This is a genomic window from Candidatus Magnetaquiglobus sp. (genome assembly GCF_058402785.1).
Map to the genome: position 1 here is coordinate 1 of NZ_JBZVFG010000010.1, position 18,131 is coordinate 18,131.

General features: G+C 63.3%; 12 protein-coding genes. 9 read left to right on the top strand and 3 right to left on the bottom strand.

Annotation, left to right across the window (positions count from 1 at the left end):
- Window positions 1-354 precede the first annotated feature (354 nt).
- The 3 genes from ACV4UY_RS05290 to zapE form a co-directional block, all read right to left on the bottom strand.
- Entirely contained in the window at window positions 355-996 is a 642-nt protein-coding gene (locus tag ACV4UY_RS05290) for a DUF3592 domain-containing protein (RefSeq protein WP_491606604.1), read from the bottom strand.
- Between the two features lie 145 nt (window positions 997-1,141).
- A complete protein-coding gene (gltA, locus tag ACV4UY_RS05295; protein ID WP_491606605.1) occupies window positions 1,142-2,440 on the bottom strand; it encodes a citrate synthase in 1,299 nt (432 codons plus the stop codon).
- A 148-nt stretch (window positions 2,441-2,588) separates the two neighbouring features.
- Window positions 2,589-3,716, bottom strand: coding sequence for a cell division protein ZapE (gene zapE, locus ACV4UY_RS05300; RefSeq protein ID WP_491606606.1), 1,128 nt, complete (start codon window positions 3,714-3,716; stop codon window positions 2,589-2,591).
- Between the two features lie 497 nt (window positions 3,717-4,213).
- Here zapE and ACV4UY_RS05305 point away from each other — a divergent pair, with 497 nt between their 5' ends.
- The 9 genes from ACV4UY_RS05305 to ACV4UY_RS05345 all read left to right on the top strand — a co-directional run bounded on the left by ACV4UY_RS05305 (window position 4,214) and on the right by ACV4UY_RS05345 (window position 18,077).
- Window positions 4,214-6,025 carry an FAD-dependent oxidoreductase gene (locus ACV4UY_RS05305; protein WP_491606607.1) on the top strand — a complete coding sequence of 604 codons (1,812 nt, stop codon included), beginning with the start codon at window positions 4,214-4,216 and terminating at the stop codon, window positions 6,023-6,025.
- A 4-nt stretch (window positions 6,026-6,029) separates the two neighbouring features.
- On the top strand, window positions 6,030-7,091 hold the full coding sequence (locus ACV4UY_RS05310; protein ID WP_491606608.1) for an NAD(P)/FAD-dependent oxidoreductase: 1,062 nt from the start codon (window positions 6,030-6,032) through the stop codon (window positions 7,089-7,091).
- A 49-nt stretch (window positions 7,092-7,140) separates the two neighbouring features.
- A complete protein-coding gene (locus ACV4UY_RS05315; RefSeq protein WP_491606609.1) occupies window positions 7,141-8,919 on the top strand; it encodes a 2-oxoacid:acceptor oxidoreductase subunit alpha in 1,779 nt (592 codons plus the stop codon).
- 463 nt (window positions 8,920-9,382) lie between these two features.
- Window positions 9,383-10,246, top strand: coding sequence for a thiamine pyrophosphate-dependent enzyme (locus ACV4UY_RS05320; RefSeq protein ID WP_420905289.1), 864 nt, complete (start codon window positions 9,383-9,385; stop codon window positions 10,244-10,246).
- Window positions 10,247-10,333: 87 nt separating this feature from the next.
- On the top strand, window positions 10,334-12,025 hold the full coding sequence (locus tag ACV4UY_RS05325) for an FAD-binding protein (protein ID WP_491606610.1): 1,692 nt from the start codon (window positions 10,334-10,336) through the stop codon (window positions 12,023-12,025).
- A 36-nt stretch (window positions 12,026-12,061) separates the two neighbouring features.
- A complete protein-coding gene (locus ACV4UY_RS05330; RefSeq protein WP_491606611.1) occupies window positions 12,062-13,045 on the top strand; it encodes a succinate dehydrogenase/fumarate reductase iron-sulfur subunit in 984 nt (327 codons plus the stop codon).
- A 27-nt stretch (window positions 13,046-13,072) separates the two neighbouring features.
- Window positions 13,073-13,960 (top strand): CoB--CoM heterodisulfide reductase iron-sulfur subunit B family protein, encoded by an 888-nt coding sequence (locus tag ACV4UY_RS05335; protein ID WP_491606612.1) that lies wholly within the window; start codon window positions 13,073-13,075, stop codon window positions 13,958-13,960.
- 119 nt (window positions 13,961-14,079) lie between these two features.
- Window positions 14,080-16,203, top strand: a complete 2,124-nt coding sequence (locus ACV4UY_RS05340) for an acetate--CoA ligase family protein (protein ID WP_491606613.1) — start codon at window positions 14,080-14,082, stop codon at window positions 16,201-16,203.
- Window positions 16,200-18,077 carry a GNAT family N-acetyltransferase gene (locus ACV4UY_RS05345; protein WP_491606614.1) on the top strand — a complete coding sequence of 626 codons (1,878 nt, stop codon included), beginning with the start codon at window positions 16,200-16,202 and terminating at the stop codon, window positions 18,075-18,077. Before ACV4UY_RS05340 ends, ACV4UY_RS05345 begins: the two co-directional genes overlap by 4 nt.
- The last annotated feature ends 54 nt before the right edge of the window (window positions 18,078-18,131 follow it).

The following is an 18,131-nucleotide window of genomic DNA, read 5'->3' on the forward strand; positions in this document are numbered from 1 at the left end:
TTATGATCTGGCTTGAATAGGGTTGATATTATTATTGAATGTCAACACGCCCTAACAGGATCCTGAAAAGGAAATTTCAAATCATTTCAAAGGAGATCGCGCGCGCCGTTCCGAAAGGAACGCGCTCGTCGTCAATCCTTGGAAACCGGCATGGACACTGGAGGGGAAGGAAATACGGGCGAGCATCACGCGACCCGACACGCGGTGTCGGACGCGGTGATGAGCATGGCGAGAATGACTTTCACCCGCGCCACGAAAAGTCCGTGGCACGGGAGTGTTCGAAACGGATTCCGGAATGACCGGTTTGCACTTGTCCATCGAGTTCCCCCCTCCATGGTTGATACGGGCCAACAATCACGTATCGACTGACAACTCTCCCTTGACTCCAAGAAAATAACGCACGGCCAGACAGATCACGCCGACCATCAGAAAAATCAGACTGCCACCCGCAGAAGGGGTGGTCTCCAGAACCGACTCTTGCGGGCGAGCCGGATCGACCCGAACCCGAAGAGGTTTATCCACCGGATAGCGACGCACGATCCGGTCGGCGAAATCACCCGCCACGAACGCCTGATCGCCGATGCCGAATTCGATCCGCCCGGAGCGCCAGAGACGCTTGTCGAAGACATACACATATTCCACGCGGGTTCGATGCAACCAAGACTCCCAGAACGTTCGCGGGCCGTCCGAGGGGGCAAGATGACGCGATTGCACCACCTTGCCCTCCACGACCGGCCAGGAGCTTGCCTTGTACGCCTGCCACCAGGGTTCGGCGCCCGCGAGAATGAGGAGCACGCCAGAAAGAAGAAAGACCAGGCGCGCGGTCTGGTGAGGACGAGACCGTTGATCATCCCGGTGGGGTGGTGAAACGCGGGGAGCGCGCTTTTGGAAGGAGTCTCCGGGAGGCGACGCCTCCTGGTGCGCGTGCTCGTCGCCCACGCGCACCAGAGATCGCCAATCGACCGGACCCATGCCGCGAAAAGCCGTCATGAACATGGTACACTCCGTTTCATCCAACAAACGACACGTTTCACCACCCTCCGGGATCCCGAAGAACCTGCTGACCGCATGATAGGGGGGAGAACCCCCTCACCCCCGCCCCAGCCCATGGGAACCCCCAAACGGACGCTCCCATGGCGACTCAATCCTCTTTCAGACCCGAGGGCGGCACATCCCGGCGCACATGGCCGGTGTAGAGCTGTCTGGGCCGACCGATTCCCTCGTCGGAACCGATCATTTCGTTCCACTGGGCGATCCAGCCGATGCTTCGCGACACCGCGAAGATCACCGTGAACATGTTGGTGGGGATCCCCATGGCCGAAAGAATCACCCCGGAGTAGAAGTCCACGTTCGGATAGAGCTTCTTGCGCACGAAATACTCGTCCTCGAGGGCGATCTTCTCGAGTTCCAGGGCAATGTGGAACAACGGATCATACACATACCCCATCGCATCCAGAATCTCCTTGGCGGTCTTGCGCAGAATCTGGGCGCGGGGATCGAAGTTCTTGTAGACCCGATGGCCAAATCCCATCAAACGGAACGGATCGTTGGGATCCTTGGCCCGCTTGATGAACTCGGGGATACGCTCGACACTGCCGATCTCGCGCAGCATCTTGAGCACCGCCTCGTTGGCTCCGCCATGGGCCGGCCCCCACAACGAACCCACGCCCGCCGAGATGGCGGCAAACGGGTTGGCCTGGGACGAACCGGCCAGACGCACCGTGGAGGTCGAGGCGTTCTGCTCGTGGTCGGCGTGCAGAATCATGATCTGATCCATGGCGCGCGCCATCACCGGGGTGACCTTGTACTCCCCGCACGGCGTGGCGAACATCATGTGCAGGAAGTTCTCGGCGTAGGTCAGCTCGTTCTTCGGGTACATGAACGGCTGGCCCATGTAGTACTTGTAGGCCGCCGCCGCGATGGTCGGCATCTTGGCGATGATCCGGAAGGCCGAAACCAGACGGTGACGGGGATCGCGAATGTCGATGGAGTCGTGATAGAAGGCCGAAAGAGCGCCCACCACCCCAACGAGAATCGCCATGGGATGGGCATCGCGTCGGAACCCCCGATACATCTGCGCGAGCTGCTCGTGCATCATGGTGTGGTTGGTGACGATGCGGCGGAACTCCTTGTTCTCCGCATCGGTGGGCAACTCGCCGTTCAGCAGCAGATAGCAGACCTCCAGGTGGTCGCAACGGTCCACCAGTTGCTCGACCGGATAGCCGCGATACAACAAAACCCCCTCCTCGCCATCGATGAAGGTGATGTTGCTTTTACACGAGGCGGTGGAGCGGAAACCCGGATCCAGGGTGAACAGTCCCAGCTCCTTGTAGAGATGGGTGATATCGAAGACGGCGGGCCCCTCGCTTCCATGCAGAATCGGGAATTCGACTTCGCGGTTGTTGCGGTTGTCGCGAATGGTGACGGTATCCTTGGACATTCATCTCTCCTTGACGTGGGGCTTTATATACAAATAACCGTGCAAACTGGATTGAATGGAGGGAGGACCCCCTCACCCCCCGACCGCGCACCCCCCTGACGGGAGTTCCACGGTAGAAACCAAAAAACACAATCGCTGGATCAGGCGATCAAATCTCTCCCAGACGACTCAGCTCGTGTACGCGCGACACCGACCGTCGCCAGGCAAAAGCCGCCGGACCCTCGGGACAGGCTTCGTCCAACGCGACATGTCCGCGCACCCGCAAGGGGATGCGATGTTCATACAACAGATCCACCAGCACCACGAAGCGCATGGCGGCATCGGCATCGTCCGGGGACAGCTCGGGCACTCCGGAGATGATCACGGTCTTGGCCCTGGTGCAAAGATTCATGTATTCAGCCCGTCCGAGGGCGGTGTTGCAAAGCGCCTCGAAGCCGAACCAGAAAACGCCGTTCTCGATCCCCTGAGCCGCGACACGCACATGACGCAACTCGGTGGTGGTCGGGGCGGGGTGGTGACCGCTCAGATGGGTGAACAACTCCTCGGCGCCCAGCGTGGTGGCGTTGTGCGCTCCGGCGACGCGGCGACGCCAATCGACGCCGGTGCCCAACTCGCAGACGTGGATGCGGCTTTTGAGCCGATCGATGAACGGCAGCACGCTCGCACGGTTGAAGCCGTCCTGAAACAGGTAGTCCGGCGCCCAGTTGGAGGTGGCGCACAGGGTGACCCCGCAGTGGTGCAACGCGGAGAGAAGGCGACCCAGCAACACCCCATCGGCGATAGTGGTGATGTAGAACTCGTCGAAGCAGAGCAGACGCGCCTCGCCGGAGAGCTGACTGGCCACATGCAGCACCAGATCCACACCGCCCGGCGGCTTGGCGTGATGCAGGCGATGGTGCAGCTCTTCCATGAAGGGGTGGAAATGGACGCGCCGTTTCTCGGCGATCGGCACACTGTCGAACAACCACTGCATCAAGAGGGATTTGCCGCGACCCACATCCCCATGCAGATAGACCCCGCGCACGTCCGGAAGATCGCCATCCACGCCACGCCACACCTCGACCCCGCGCCACAGGGTGCGATGGACCGGACGACGCACCCCCTCGGCCACGCGATCCAACAAAGGCAGCACCGCTTCCTGAAGGGGATCGCGCTGAATCACCCCTTGTTCCACGGCCCGATGCCAAGACCCGCTGGGTCCGGGGGGAGAGTTCTGGACCGGGGTTTCCGGCCATGGCTCCTCCCAGGGGAATAACGCTCGCGAATGCCCGGTCATGGAAACCGCTCCTCCAGGGGCGAAAAAAAATAACACTAAAATTAAGAAAAATATATTTAATGGTTGATAAGTTCCGTTTATCTAAAAACCCGCACTTGCTGCCCTGTTATCGAAAACAAACTATATCAGGAGAGCCTAATATCAATAAAAGCGAATATTAGTAGGGCCTGATATTGGCTTGTTATAGAATCACGCCACCCCTCGCAACCATCCCCTTGGTCAGAAACGGATGATACACGACTCCATGAACGATTTGAAGGAGTTTATTGCGTCGCAACGAAATTTTTCTTGCACTATTGCCAAACCCGCTGCATTCTATTGACGCGACTGCCGGGAAGGGATTCAACCTCTCTGTTCCCGGATCACCCTGAACAGAAAAAATTTTTTGCGGCGCATCATAGTTCCGCTTGACTTTGTTCTCCCCGCCCTGCTAGGCTCCCACCTCGTCCGGCAGGCCGGATAACGCTCTCCTCGTCTCTCGTTCCTGGATGCTGACCATGCGCGGCGAACACGTTAGTCCTCAAAAGACCGATTCCTCCCAAGGCTCGTCACAGGGTGGAGTCATTCACTATTCTGATGATCCCCGTGATGCCGGTTGGGTCAAACAGAACATCCCCTGTCAAAGCGCCTGTCCGGCGGGCACCAACGTTCCGGCCTACATCCGCGCCATCGCCGAAGGCAAGCATGGTCTGGCCTACGAGATCAACCGCGAGGCCAACGTCCTGCCCGGCGTGCTGGGACGGATCTGTTCGCGCCCTTGCGAGTCGGCCTGCCGCCACGGCTGGTCCGGCAACGGCGATCCGGTCGGCATCTGCAATCTCAAGCGCTCCGCCGCCGACATGAAAGATGTCGGACACCGCATCACCGAACGGCTCTACGCCCCGACCGGCAAACGGGTGGCGGTGGTGGGCGCGGGTCCGGCGGGCATCGCGGCGGCCCACGACCTGGCCCTGCTCGGCCACGACGTCACCATCCTCGAGCGCGAGGAGCGGCCCGGCGGCATGCTGCGCTACGGCATCCCGGAGTTCCGCCTGCCGCGCACCATGCTCGACATCGAACTGCACAACGCCCTGCGCGTCGGCGTGCAACTCAAATCCGGCGTCACCGTCGGCTCCGGCAAGGGGGCGACCCGCGTCTCCACCCTCCTGGCCGATTTCGACGCCGTGCTCCTGGCCACCGGTTGCATGGCCCCGGTCCTGTTGCCCCTGCGCGGCATCCCGGACGGAGAGGATCTCTCCCGTCACTGCCAGGATGTCGAATACGGCCTGGACTTTCTGATGGAGCTGCATCGCGGCCAGAACAAACGGGTCGGACGCCGGGTGGCGGTGGTGGGCGCGGGATTCACGGCCCTCGACTGCGCCCGCGTGGCCAAGCGCCTCGGCGGACAGGAGGTCACCATCCACCTGCGCACCAGCGAGGAGTACATCCCGGTCACCAGCGAGGAACTGTTCGAGACCAAGCGCGAGGGGATCCGCATCAAGGGCCTGCGCACCCCCGTGGCCCTGCGCACCGACGAAAACGGTCGCCTGATCGGGGTGGAGTTCATCCAGAACCGCCTGGGCGGCTGGCGCGAGAACGGTCGCCGTCTGGCCACCCCGATCGAGGGATCGGAGTTCGTCGAGGACTGCGACACCCTGATCATCGCCATTGGCCAAAAGACGGTGAACGACTTTCTGGACATGCGCGTGGAGCTGGATCGCTGGGGCAACGTGCGGGTGGCCGAGAATGGCATGACCTCGGTACAGGGGTTGTTCGCCGCCGGCGACTATGTGCGCGGCGCCTCGACCGCCATCGAGGCGATCGGCCATGCCCGCCAGATCGCCGACCGGCTCGACACCTGGCTGGTGGGTCGCAAACGCCGCCGCGTGGTCAGCATGGAACCGGTTCCGGCCCCGCTGCGCGAGCCGGCCCACGATTTCATTCCGCGCCAGCACATGCCGACCATCCCCCTGCCCGAGCGCCAGCAACTGGTTCGCGAGGTGGAACGCGGCTATACCCAGGATCTGGCCCTGGAAGAGGCCAAACGCTGCTATCTCTGCGATCTGCGCTATGAAATCAACGTCGATCGCTGCATCTACTGCCGCGCCTGCATCGAAGTGGCGCCGCGCAACTGCATCAAGCTGGTGCGGGACGTGGAGATCCGCCCGGACGGCACCCACGGCGAGTTGCAAGAGACCCGCGAATGGCAGCGCGTCGCCGCCATCTGGATCGACAACAACGAATGCATCCGGTGCGGAGCCTGTTTCAAGGTCTGCCCCGTGTCCTGCATCTCCATAACCCGCAACCATTTCGTCACCGTGGATGGATGATGCCATGAACGCTCCGCTCTCTACCGCCTCGGCTCCACGCCGCTACGTCATCATCGGCAACGGCGTGGCCGGCATCCAGGCCGCCGAACTGCTCCGCGACCGCGATCCCGAGGGTCGGGTGACCATCGTCACCAACAGCCGCCTGCTCTTCTACAACCGCTACCTGCTGCCGCAACTGTTTCAGGGGCACAAGAGCTGGCGCGAATTCCTCACCCATCCGCCGGAACACTACACCCAGCGCCGCATCCAGGTATTGCGCGACTGTCGGGTGGTCTCGGTGGACGCCCGGCGCCGGCTGGTGAAACTGGCCCACAACGAATCGCTCCCCTACGACTGTCTGCTGGTCGCCACCGGTGGCCGCGGCCATCTGCCGGAGGAGTTGGTGGAGTGCCGCGGAATGTTCCACCACTTCGGCACCTACGAAGCGGCCCTGGCCACCCGCAAGGCCCTGCCGGAAAAGGGAACCGTGGTGATGCTGGGCGGCGACATGATCGGTCTGGATCTGGCGCGCACCCTGTTGTCCGTCGAGTGCCGGGTGATCCTGATCACCCACGAAACCACCTTCTGGCCTCACAAGATCACCGCCGAAGAGCGTGCCGAAGCCCTGGGCTCCCTGGAGAAGATGGGACTGGAGATCATCGACGGCGAGTCCGAGGGGGGCGTGGTGAAGGTGGAACCGGGCATGCCGGGTCTGCCGGCGCGACGGGTGGTGTTCCGTCAGGGCAACAGCGTCCATGGCGACGTGGTGATGCCGTTCTACGGCCTGACCCCGGTGGTGGAGTTCATGCTCAAGTCCGGGACCGACATCGAGCGCGGCCTGCTGGTCAACACCGCGCTCCTCACCAGCGATCCGAACATCTATGCCGCCGGGGACGTCTGCCAGATCTGGTCCGAGGAGGACCACGCCTACCGGTTCTATTATGGTTACAAGAATGTCCGCGCCATGGGCGCGGTCGCCGCGATCAATATGACGGGGGGCCATGAACAATTCGCCACCACCCAGGAAGAGACGCTCGGGCGTGACGCGCAAGGTCACATCGACTCACCCTTCTGGTCCTGCGATTGAGCGCGCGGCCCATGAAAGCGTCCAGCAAAGCCCCCAAGGGAGCACGGTCATGAACGCCACCGACATCCAAATCGCCATCTGCGGCTCGGCGGGCGACGGCACCATCGCCGCCGGCGACATTCTGCGCAATGCCGTGGCCGCCGCCGGATACCGGGTCATCAGTTTCGATGTCTATCCCCCGGAGATCCGCGGTTTCGGCAAGTGCATCGCCCGCGTGCGCATCACCACCGAGCAGTCCTATTCGCTCAAGCAGCAGTCGGACATCCTCATCTCCCTCGACGACAGCCATGCCATTCCGCATGCCGGCGAGGTTCGGGATTTCGGCGGTCTGATCTTCGAGTCTCGGCCCCTCACCCCGTGCGGCGAGGGTGAGCATATGAGCGGCCATGTGCTGCCCGGTCAGATCCCGTATGGCTTTCCGATCCGTGAACTGGCCCAGAAGGCCACCGGCGGTGCCCGCTCCCGCAACCTGGTGGTGCTGGGGATCCTGGCCGGACTGCTGGGACTGGCACCGGCCAGTTTTCAGAAGATCATCGAGAAGAAGTTCGGCAAACAGGGCCCCACCGTGGTCGGTCGCAACCTGGCCGGGTTCCAGGCCGGTTACGATGCCGGGGTCTCCACCTTCAAGCTCGACGACGCCTTCGTGAGCCCGATCGACAAGCCCGCCTCCAACGGCAAGGTGATCATGCTTTCGGGCAACGCCGCCGTGGTGCAGGGGTGCATGGACGCGGAGCTGTCCACCTTCTTCGGCTATCCGATCACGCCGGCCACCACCATCATGGAGCGTCTGGCCACCGAACTGCCCAAGAAGGGACGCCGCCTGCTCCAGACCGAGGACGAAATCTCGGCCATGGCCGCCACCATCGGCGCCGGCTATGCCGGATCCCGTTCGGCCACCGCCACCTCCGGGCCGGGTCTGGCCTTGATGGCGGAGATGCTGGGGCTGGCGACCATCACCGAAACCCCGTGCGTGGTCTTCGTGTCGCAACGCGGCGGACCCTCGACCGGCATGCCGACCAAAACCGAGCAGTCGGATCTGAACGCCGCCATCTACGGCAGTCCGGGGGATTCGCAACGCATCGTCATCGCCCCCACCAACGTGGAGGGGTGTTATCGCTGCGCGGGCAAGGCCTTCGAGATGGCCGAGCGCTACCAAACCCCGGTGATCGTGCTGTTGGATCTCTATCTTTCCAACCGCTACGAGACCGTCACCCTGGCTGCCTCGGGACCGCCGTTCGTGTTGAACGCCAACAAGCCGTTGCGCCGCCTGGAACAAGGCGAGGTGTATCAACGCTACGCCCTGACCCCGGACGGGGTGAGTCCCCGCGCGGTGCCGGGTGACGCCAACTGCATGCATGTGATCACCGGTCTCGAGCACAACGAGCTGGGTCGTCCCAACGACAGCGAAGAGATGCACGGGGCGATGAGTCGCAAGCGGCACGACAAGCTCCAGGCCGCCCTCGAGCACCCGGATTTCGCCGTGACCAAGCGGTTTGGCGCTTCGGGCAAGGTGAAGGTGGGGATGCTCGCCTGGGGATCGACCTTCGGCGAATGCCTGGAGGCGATGTTCATGGCCCAGGAACAGGGGATCTCCTGCGCGGCCCTGAAGGTGGTGATGCTCTCCCCCTTCCCGGTCAAGGCGGTCTCCGCGTTCATGGACGACTGCGACGTGGTGCTGGTGCCGGAGGTCAACTACGAGGGTCAGTTCGCCCATCTGGTGCAAGGCACCCTCGGACGTCCGGTGGTGCGCCTGGCCCGCGTCCCCTGCTCGCCGATGCCGGTGGAGTTGATCGTGGACGAGATCAAGCGGTTGGCCGGCGTGGCTTGATTCGATCCGATTCCGAGGGAACGCGCCTGACGCGTTGTTTCGGATGCATGGTGTGGGAACCCCCCACCCATGCGCTGTGGGAGACTGCCTGGTTCATCCAGCCAGCCCAGCGGGCCAGGGATGGCCCACCATCCGTAGCATTGAATCTGTCTGGCGCAAGCCATTCAGCCGACGCGGGCCAGGGATGGCCACCCGGATCGAAACGTTCTGCAAAGAAAGTCCGGAAGAATCCCTTCGACCGGACCCGTTGGGTGGTTTTCATGGATGGAACCACCCAACAAATCTCGAAGGCGGCTTGGCGATCGCCAAACCACCGATACGGGCCTGGGATGGCCCGTCAAATTGCATGGCAATTTAGTTCAAGCACGGAACGAAGCCTTTCGAGCCGTGCGCGTTTGGTGATTCCATGGATGGAACCACCAAACAGCCTCTCAAGAAATATAAAACGTCTGGAGAACGTGACATGTCCATTCCCGTGATGCCGGTGTTCGTCGATGCCAAGCTGCGCGAGGTCCAGGAGAGCGGACGTCTGGAGTATCGTTCCAAATCCCTGCCCACCTGGTGTCCCGGCTGCGGTTACTTCGCCATCGTCGAGGGATTGACCCACGCCTGCAACGAGATGGGCATCCCCCGCGACAACGCGGTGGTGGTTTCGGGGATCGGCTGCTCCTCGCGGTTTCCGTTCTTCGTCAACCTCTACGGTTTCCACACCCTCCATGGTCGTGTGCTGCCGGTGGCCACCGGGATCAAGACCGCCAACGACCGCCTGACCGTGGTCGGCGTCGGTGGCGACGGCGACGGGTTCGCCATCGGCGGCGGTCACATCTCCCACGCAGCCAAGCGCAACGTGGACATCACCTACCTGTTGTTCGACAACGGCATCTACGGTCTGACCAAGGGCCAGACCTCGCCGACCTCGGCGGTGGGACTCAAGACCTCCACCTCTCCGTTCGAGAACCCCGAGCGTCCGTTGAATCCGCTCATGATGCTGCTCTCGTATGGCGCCAGCTGGGTCGGACAGGCCTATGCCGGCCATCCGGACCATCTGCGGGAGATGATCACCCAGGCGATCGCCCACCGGGGTTTTTCCTATCTGCACATCCTGAGCCCCTGCGTCACCTTCGACAAGACCAGCAAGACCTACGTCAATCTCGGCATGCAGGTTCGCGACATGCCCGAGGATCACGATCCGGGCGATCTGATGGCCGCCATGCGTCTGGCCCAAAACCAGGAGAATCCGGTCATGGGGCTGCTCTATCAGCAGTTCCGTCCCACCCTGAACGACACCTTCGAGCAGGTGATCGCCAAGGCGGGTGGCAACGGCTGATATCCAGGCGGACGGATCGCCGGATGATCCCGCTCCGCGCCATTCGTACCAAGTGAATGGTTGTCCATACATAACTGGGGAGAGAATATGAAGAGCCACGATCTGATCATCGTTGGTGCCGGGCTGTCCGGGATGCGCGCCGCCCTGGAAGGGGTCAAGGCCGGGATCGATGTCGCGGTGGTGACCAAGGTCCATCCGTTGCGCAGCCACTCCTGCGCGGCCCAGGGTGGCATCAACGCCGCGATCAACCCGAACGACGACTGGCGGGTGCATGCCTACGACACCGTGAAAGGGTCGGATTTCATCGGCGACGAAGATGCCATCGATCTGATGTGCGAGGAGGCGCCGATCATCATCCACGAGATGGATCAGATGGGCACCCCGTTCTCGCGCAACGACAACGGCGACATCGCCCAGCGTCCCTTCGGTGGAGCCAGCTTCGACCGGACCTGCTACGCCGCCGACCGGACCGGTCAGGTGCTGCTGCACACCCTGTGGGAGCGGCTGGTCCACTCCGGCACCCACGTCTACGAGGAGTGCCACGTCTTCAAGCTGGTGCTCTCCGCCGACGGCCATGTGGCAGGTCTGGTGATCTACGACATCAAGACCGGCGAACTCTTCACCCTGCGCGGAAAAGCGGTGTTGCTCGCCACGGGCGGCTATGGACGGGTGTTTCTCTCCTCGACGAACGCCACCACCAACACCGGTGACGGCATGGCCTACGCCATGCGGGCCGGCGCGCCTCTGGCGGACATGGAGTTCGTGCAGTTCCATCCCACCGGCTTGCGCACTTCGGGCATTCTGGTCACCGAAGGGGCGCGCGGCGAGGGTGGCTATCTGATCAATGCCGAGGGCGAGCGGTTCATGGGCCGCTATGCCCCCAAGAAGTGGGAACTGGCATCCCGCGACGTGGTGTCGCGTGCCGAGCAGACCGAAATCCTCGAGGGACGCGGCAAGAACGGCGCAATCTTTCTGGATCTGCGCCATCTGGGTCGCGACAAGATCATCGATCGTCTGCCGCAGATCCGCATCCTGGCCATGGATCTGGAAGGGGTGGATCCCATCGACGCGCCGATCCCGGTGCGTCCCACGGTCCACTACTCCATGGGCGGCATCCGCACCGACAAATACGGCGCGGCCCCGGTGCCGGGACTCTTCGCCGCCGGCGAGGCGGCCTGCGTGTCGGTGCATGGTGCCAACCGCCTGGGTGGCAACTCGCTTCTGGACACCATCGTTTTCGGCAAGATCACCGGCGCCCATGCCAGCAAGTACGTCAAGACCGCCAAGCTGCACGACTTCCCCGCTGACGCCCTGGGCGAGGTCGAGGAGCGGGTGCGCGAACTCAAGTCCCGACCGGACCGAGGGGTGCGTCCCGCCGCGCTGCATCACGAAATGGCCGAATCGATGAACGCCTGGTGTGGCGTCTATCGCGAGGTGAACGGCATCGCGACGCTGGCCGGCAAATTCGCGGGCTGGCGTCAGGATTACGAGCGCATCCACCTGGACGACAAGTCGCCGATCTTCAATGTCGATCTGTTGCGCGCCATCGAGCTGCGCAATCTGCTGGATCTGGGCGAATGCATCGTCAAGGGCGCCCTGGCCCGCGAAGAGTCGCGTGGAGCCCACTTCCGCATCGACTTCCCCAACCGCGACGACGCCAACTGGCGCAAGCACACCCTCGCCTTCTGGGACGAAGCCGGCCAGACCATCCGTCTCGACTTCGAGGCGGTGCGCACGGTGGGCAATCCCGAATATGCCCCAAAGGAGAGAACCTATTGATATCCAGCCCCGCCAAGGGCATGAGAGGGAGGCAGCATGAGCGCACAAGTCTACATCTTCCGCATTCAGCGCAACATGCCTGGCCAGGTGGGCGCGGTTCAGTCCCACTGGCAGGAATATTCGGTTGAGGCGGAACCCAACACCACCATCCTGACCCTGCTCGAGGTGATCAAGGGGCAACAGGATGGCAGTCTCACCTTCCGTCAATCCTGCCGGTCCGCCATCTGCGGATCGTGCGCGATCTCGATCTCCGGACGGACCCGGCTCGCCTGCAAGACGCATGTCGGCGCCGTCGCCAAGGATGGCGTGGTCGAAATCGCCCCGCAGAAAAACCAGCCGATCCTCCGGGATCTGGCCATCGACATCCGTCCCTTCTTCGCCCGCGTGCATGGCATCAAGCCGTACCTGCAAGAGGGACCGGAAAAGGCCGGCAAGGTCACCAGCACCGCCTATGACCAGGTGAACCACGTCACCCAGTGCATCATGTGCGCCTGCTGCTACTCCGAATGCACCATGGCCGAGGTCAATCCGGCCTACATCGGCCCCGCCGCCCTGGCCAAGGCGTTCCGATTCGTCTCGGATCCCCGCGAGGGCAAGAAGACCGAACGGTTGCAGGCACTCTCCGAGCCGAACGGCATCTGGAGCTGCACCCGCTGCACCATGTGCGTGGATGTCTGCCCCAAGGAGGTGGCCCCGATGGAGGCCATCGTCAAGCTGCGCACCCGCGGGCTCGACAAGGGTTACGGCGACTCGGCGGCGGCCAAGCATGCCCTGGCCTTCCACGAAGATATCGTCAAGACCGGGCAACTCAACGAATTCACCCTGATGATGCGTACCCTGGGCATCCTCGGCTCCATGAAGGAGACCGCCATGGCCCTGCATCTGGCCAAGAAGGGCAAAATCCCCTCCCCGTTCCCCCATTCGATTCAAGGGGTCGAGGAGCTGCGGAAAATCTACGCTTCCCTGGAGCGCACCCCGGTGGACGTGGAGACCAAGGCCAAGCAGGCCGTGCCGGAATGATCATCAGACGACAATAGGAGACTCATCATGTCCTTGGAATTCGCATACTATCCCGGTTGCGCGGCCAAACAGATCCAGCGCGAGGCCGATTGGGCCGCCCGCGCCGTGTGTCAAGAACTGGGCATCCGCCTGCACGACATGCCGCGCGCCTCGTGCTGCGGTGCGGTCAGCCTGCGCGAGACCAAGCCGGCCTTCGCCATGGCGGTGGCCGCGCGTATCCTCTCCGAGGCCGAGGCCATGGGCCGCGACCTGGTGACCATCTGCAACACCTGCCTGCAAACCATCTCCCAGGCCAACTACCGCTTGCAGAACGAGCCGGAACTGCTGGAAAAAATCAACGCCGTGCTCGCCGAGGGCGGGGTCCGGCCCTATCAGGGCAAGGTCCAGGTGCGCCATCTGCTGTGGGTGATCACCGAACAGGTGGATTCCAACCTGCTGCGCGCCAAGATCACCCGTCCGCTCAAGGGGATGCGCATCGCCTCGTTCCTGGGCTGCCACTCGGTGCGCCCGGAGGAGATCTTCGCCCACGACGCCAACGAGAACACCCCCCATCTGGATCGACTGATCGCCATCATGGGCGGCGTGCCGGTCAACTACACCGGCAAGGATCGCTGCTGCGGCTTCCACGTCATGCTCTCCGACAAGAACGAAGTGCATGCCATGGCCGCCAAAAACTGCCTGAGCGCCAAGGATGCCGGTGCCCAGATCATGATCACCCCCTGCACGCTTTGCGACATGATCATGGGGTCCTCCCAGGAACTGGCGGCCAAGACCGTGCAACGCACCATCGATCTGCCGGAGATGAACTTCGCACAACTGCTCGGCCTGGCCATGGGCCTCCCCAAAAACAAGCTCGGCATCTCCCGTCTGCATGTCGATCCCGTTCCCGTGCTCTCCAAGGTCGGTCTGGCATGATTCTTTCATTAATGACGGTCAAGAGCCTCTCTGCTCTTGACCGTCATTAATGCCGCGAGAACGGTCAAGGGGAACCCGCCACCTGACCGTCAAGCATGCCGCTGGAGCCCGATACCCCCGTGAGTTACCACTCGCTTTTCAACCATCTTCTCTCCCCCCGCTCCCTGGTGATCGTCGGCGCCTCGCGCGACGCGGAAAAACTCGGTCACGCCCTCTTGAAAAACGCCCTCTCTGGAGGGTTCACCGGTCCGGTTCATGTGGTCAACCCCAACGGTGGGGAGATTCTCGGGCGTCCGGTGATCACCCGCGTGGCGGATTTACCCCGAGGCATCGATCTGGCGCTGTTGGCTCTGCCCGCCGAAGCGACCCTGGACGCGGCTCGGATCGTGCTGTCGCGCGGCTGTCAGTCGCTGGTGGTGATCTCGGACGGTTTCCGCGACATGGATGCCGAGGGAGCGCAACGCGAGGAGGCCCTGGCCAAGCTCTGCCGCGACCGGGAGGTGCCCCTGTTGGGTCCGAACTCCCTCGGGGTGATCCATCGCCATCTCGGACTGAACGGCTCGTTGAGCGTCGCCTATCCGCCGCCGGGCGGGATCTCGCTTCTGACCCAATCCGGGGCCATCGGCGCCGCGGCCCTGGACTGGATGGCGGCCCGCCACCTCGGCATCGCCAAGATGCTCAGTCCGGGCAACGAAGCCGGGGTGAGCATGGCCGAATGCATGACCTATCTGGCCCACGACTCCGAAACATCGGTGATCGCCTGCCACCTGGAACGACTCACCGACGGGGCCACCTTTCTGCGCGCCGCCACCGAGGCCTCGCGCGGCAAGCCGGTGGTGCTGCTGCTGGGCGGCAGCAGCGAATGGCGCGCCAGTCAGGCGGATGGCGGCGAACCGGGCGAAGAGTCCCTGCCGGATGCGCCGTCGATCTTCGCCGCGGCCTGCGATCGCACCGGCGTCATCCAGGCCCACGATTTTCAGGGCTGGCTGGACATCCTGATGGCGCTCAACCATCTGCCCCTGCCCCGTTCCGGACGGGTGGCGGTGCTCTCCAACGGCCTGGGGCCGGGCCTTCTGACCGCCGATCTCCTGGCCGGCCACGGCCTGACCTCGGTGAGTCTCGATCCGGCACTGGCCGTTCCCCTGAAGGGCCAGATCCCCCGTGGCGCCAATCTGCGCGGGCCTCTGGATCTCTCCGGCATGGCCCTGCCACGCCACTATCAGGCCACGCTCAAGGCGATCGAAGCGGATGAAAAAATCGGCGCCACGGTTTCGATCATCACCCCGCAGCCCCTCACCCGACCGGTGGAGATCGTACGGGCGCTGCTCACCGACGGTCCGACCCGCAAACCGCTGGTGACCGTGTTCATGGGCGGAACGCATGCCCGAGCCGGCATGGAGGAGATGGACTTCCTGCACGCCCCTTGCTATCCAACCCCGGAACGCGCGGTTCTGGCGTTGGCGGCCCTGGACCAGTATGCCCGCTGGCGCGGACGCGGACCGCGCATTCTGGGGCAGTTCCCGGTCAACCGCACGCGGGTGCGCCGTCTGATTCAGCGGCATCACCTGCTGGGGCAGGCACGACTGCCGGAAATGACCGCCAAGGAGATTCTCCAGGCCTATGGCATCGTCATCCCCGAGGGGGAGAGCGCCACCACCATCGACGAGGCGCTGGAGAGCGCGGAGCGGATCGGCTATCCGGTGACGCTGCATCTGCTCTCGCCGGAGCTGCATCTGGCCTCCGACATGGAGACCCGCCACGTCGATCTGCCCGATCCGCGGGCGTTGCGGGATGGATTCGACCTGTTGACCCTCCGTTTTGCCCGGCGCGTCCCCGAAGGGCGGTTGGAGGGGGTGTTCGTGGAGAAGAATCTCGCCCACGGTCGGCATGCCGCCCTGGGGATGGTGAGAGACCGGCAGTTCGGACCGATTCTGCACGTCGGCGGCGAAAACACCCCGCCCGACGAGATGATCTGCCAACTGGCTCCGGTCACCTCCGAGGAGGCGATCGCCATGCTGCGTGCCGGCTGTCGGCAACAAAAAATCCACGCGATCTGCGCGGAGATGAACGATTCGGAGTTGCAGGGGGTGGCCGAGGTGTTGCAACGGATCAGTCTGCTGGTCACGGACTTCCCGGAGATCGAACGGGTGGAGATCAATCCCCTGATCATCCGGCGCGCCGGTCTGCCGCCCGTGGCCACGGAGTGCGAGATGCGTCTTCAATCCGGGAGAGCCACCCCATGAAACACCCCTCCCACACCCCGGACCCTCAGTGGACCAGCCGCTACGCCAAGATGATCACCAGCGCCCAGGAGGCGGTACGCCGCATCAAACCGGGGCAACGGGTGTTTCTGGCCACCGGGGCCGGAGTGCCGCGCACCCTGGTGCGCGCCCTGATCCAGGAACGGTCCCGTCTGGCGGACATCGAGGTGATCCTGGTGTTCGTGGCCGGAGAGTTCCCCCTGGCCGTGAAGGAACTCTCCGACACCTTCACCATCAACACCTTCTTCGTCGCGGACAATGTGCGCCCAATGGTGGGAGCCGGCCTTGCGGACCATACTCCGATCCTGATGTCGGACATTCCACGGCTTTTTTCCAGCAACCAGCTGCCGATCGACGTCGCCATGATCCAGGTGACCCCGCCGGATCTGGAAGGGGAGGTCAATCTGGGGATTGCCGTGGACGTGGTGCGCTGCGCGACGGAGAACGCATCCCTGGTACTCGCCCAGGTCAACACCGCCATGCCGCGCACCCATGGGGATTCGAATCTGTCGGTCTGGGATCTCGACCTGCTGATTCCCGCCGAGGATCCCCTGCCCGAGATGCACCTCCCGGCCCCGGACGAGGCATTGGAACGCATCGGTCCGCAGATCGCCGCCCTGGTCCCGGATGGCGCCACCATTCAAATGGGTCTGGGCCGCTCGCCACAGTTGGCGGTACGCTATCTGACCGGCAAGAAGAACTTATCCATCCATACCGAGATGATCAGCGACACGGTGCTCGAACTGATCGCCGCCGGGGCGATTGTCGCGCCAGAGAGCGATGATGATCATGGGCAGATCGTCACCAGTTTCGCCCTGGGGAGTCGCAAGCTCTACGACGCGGTGCATGACGCGCCGATCTTCTCCTTCCGGCGCACGGAGTACGTCAACGACGTGCGCAACATCGCCCGACAACAGCGCATGGTGGCCATCAACGGCGCATTGCAGGTCGATCTGACCGGACAGGTATGCGTGGACTCCCTCGGGGTCCACTTCTACTCGGGCATCGGCGGCATTCTCGATTTCAACACCGGCGCCTCGAACGCCGTGGAGGGACGCTCCATCATCGTGCTGCCCGCCACGGCCCGCAAGGGTCGGGTGTCGCGCATCGTCGATCAGCTCAACCCCGGAGCCGGGGTGGCATTGAATCGCGGCGTGGTCCACTATGTGGTCAGCGAGTTCGGCGTGGCCTATCTGTTCGGCAAGACCATCCAGGAGCGGGCCATCGCCCTGATCGGCATCGCCCATCCGGATCATCGCGCCCGGCTGTTGAAACGGGCGGTGAAACTGGGCTTCGTGCGCCCGGAGATCGGCGATGTGGATGGGCAGACCTGGGTCGGCGGACGCGAACTGCGCACCTCGATGCTGCTGGAGAACGGCCAGCTGATCACCTTCCGTTCCTCGCGCCCCACGGACTGGAAGCCGATCAAGAAGATGCTCTACTCCCTCTCCGAGGGGACGGTGTATCGTCGTTTCATGAGTCACGTCAAACGGTTCCCCTTCAATCGCATCAAGAACTTCACCTTCATCGACCAGCGCCGCGACGTGGTGGTGGTGGGGGTGATCACCGACGGCAAGGACGAATGGGTGGTCTCGATTGGCGGCTACAACGTCGAGGGGGGTGGCGCCAACCGGGCCGAGGTGGCCTTTCTGGTGCGCGACGAGTGGCAGGGTCAGGGGATCGGCACCTTCATGATGCGCCATCTGGCCAACATGGCCCGCAACGCCGGTCTTTCGGGCCTGACCGCCGAGACCCTCATGGACAACCGTCCGATGCAGGCTGTGCTGGAGAAGTGCGGCTTTTCGGTCCACACCCGGGTGGATGGCGACACGGTACACTTCGACATCGACTTCTGATGGTTCGCACGGCGCATCCCGCCTCCTGAATGGTTCGCACGGCGCATCCTCCCC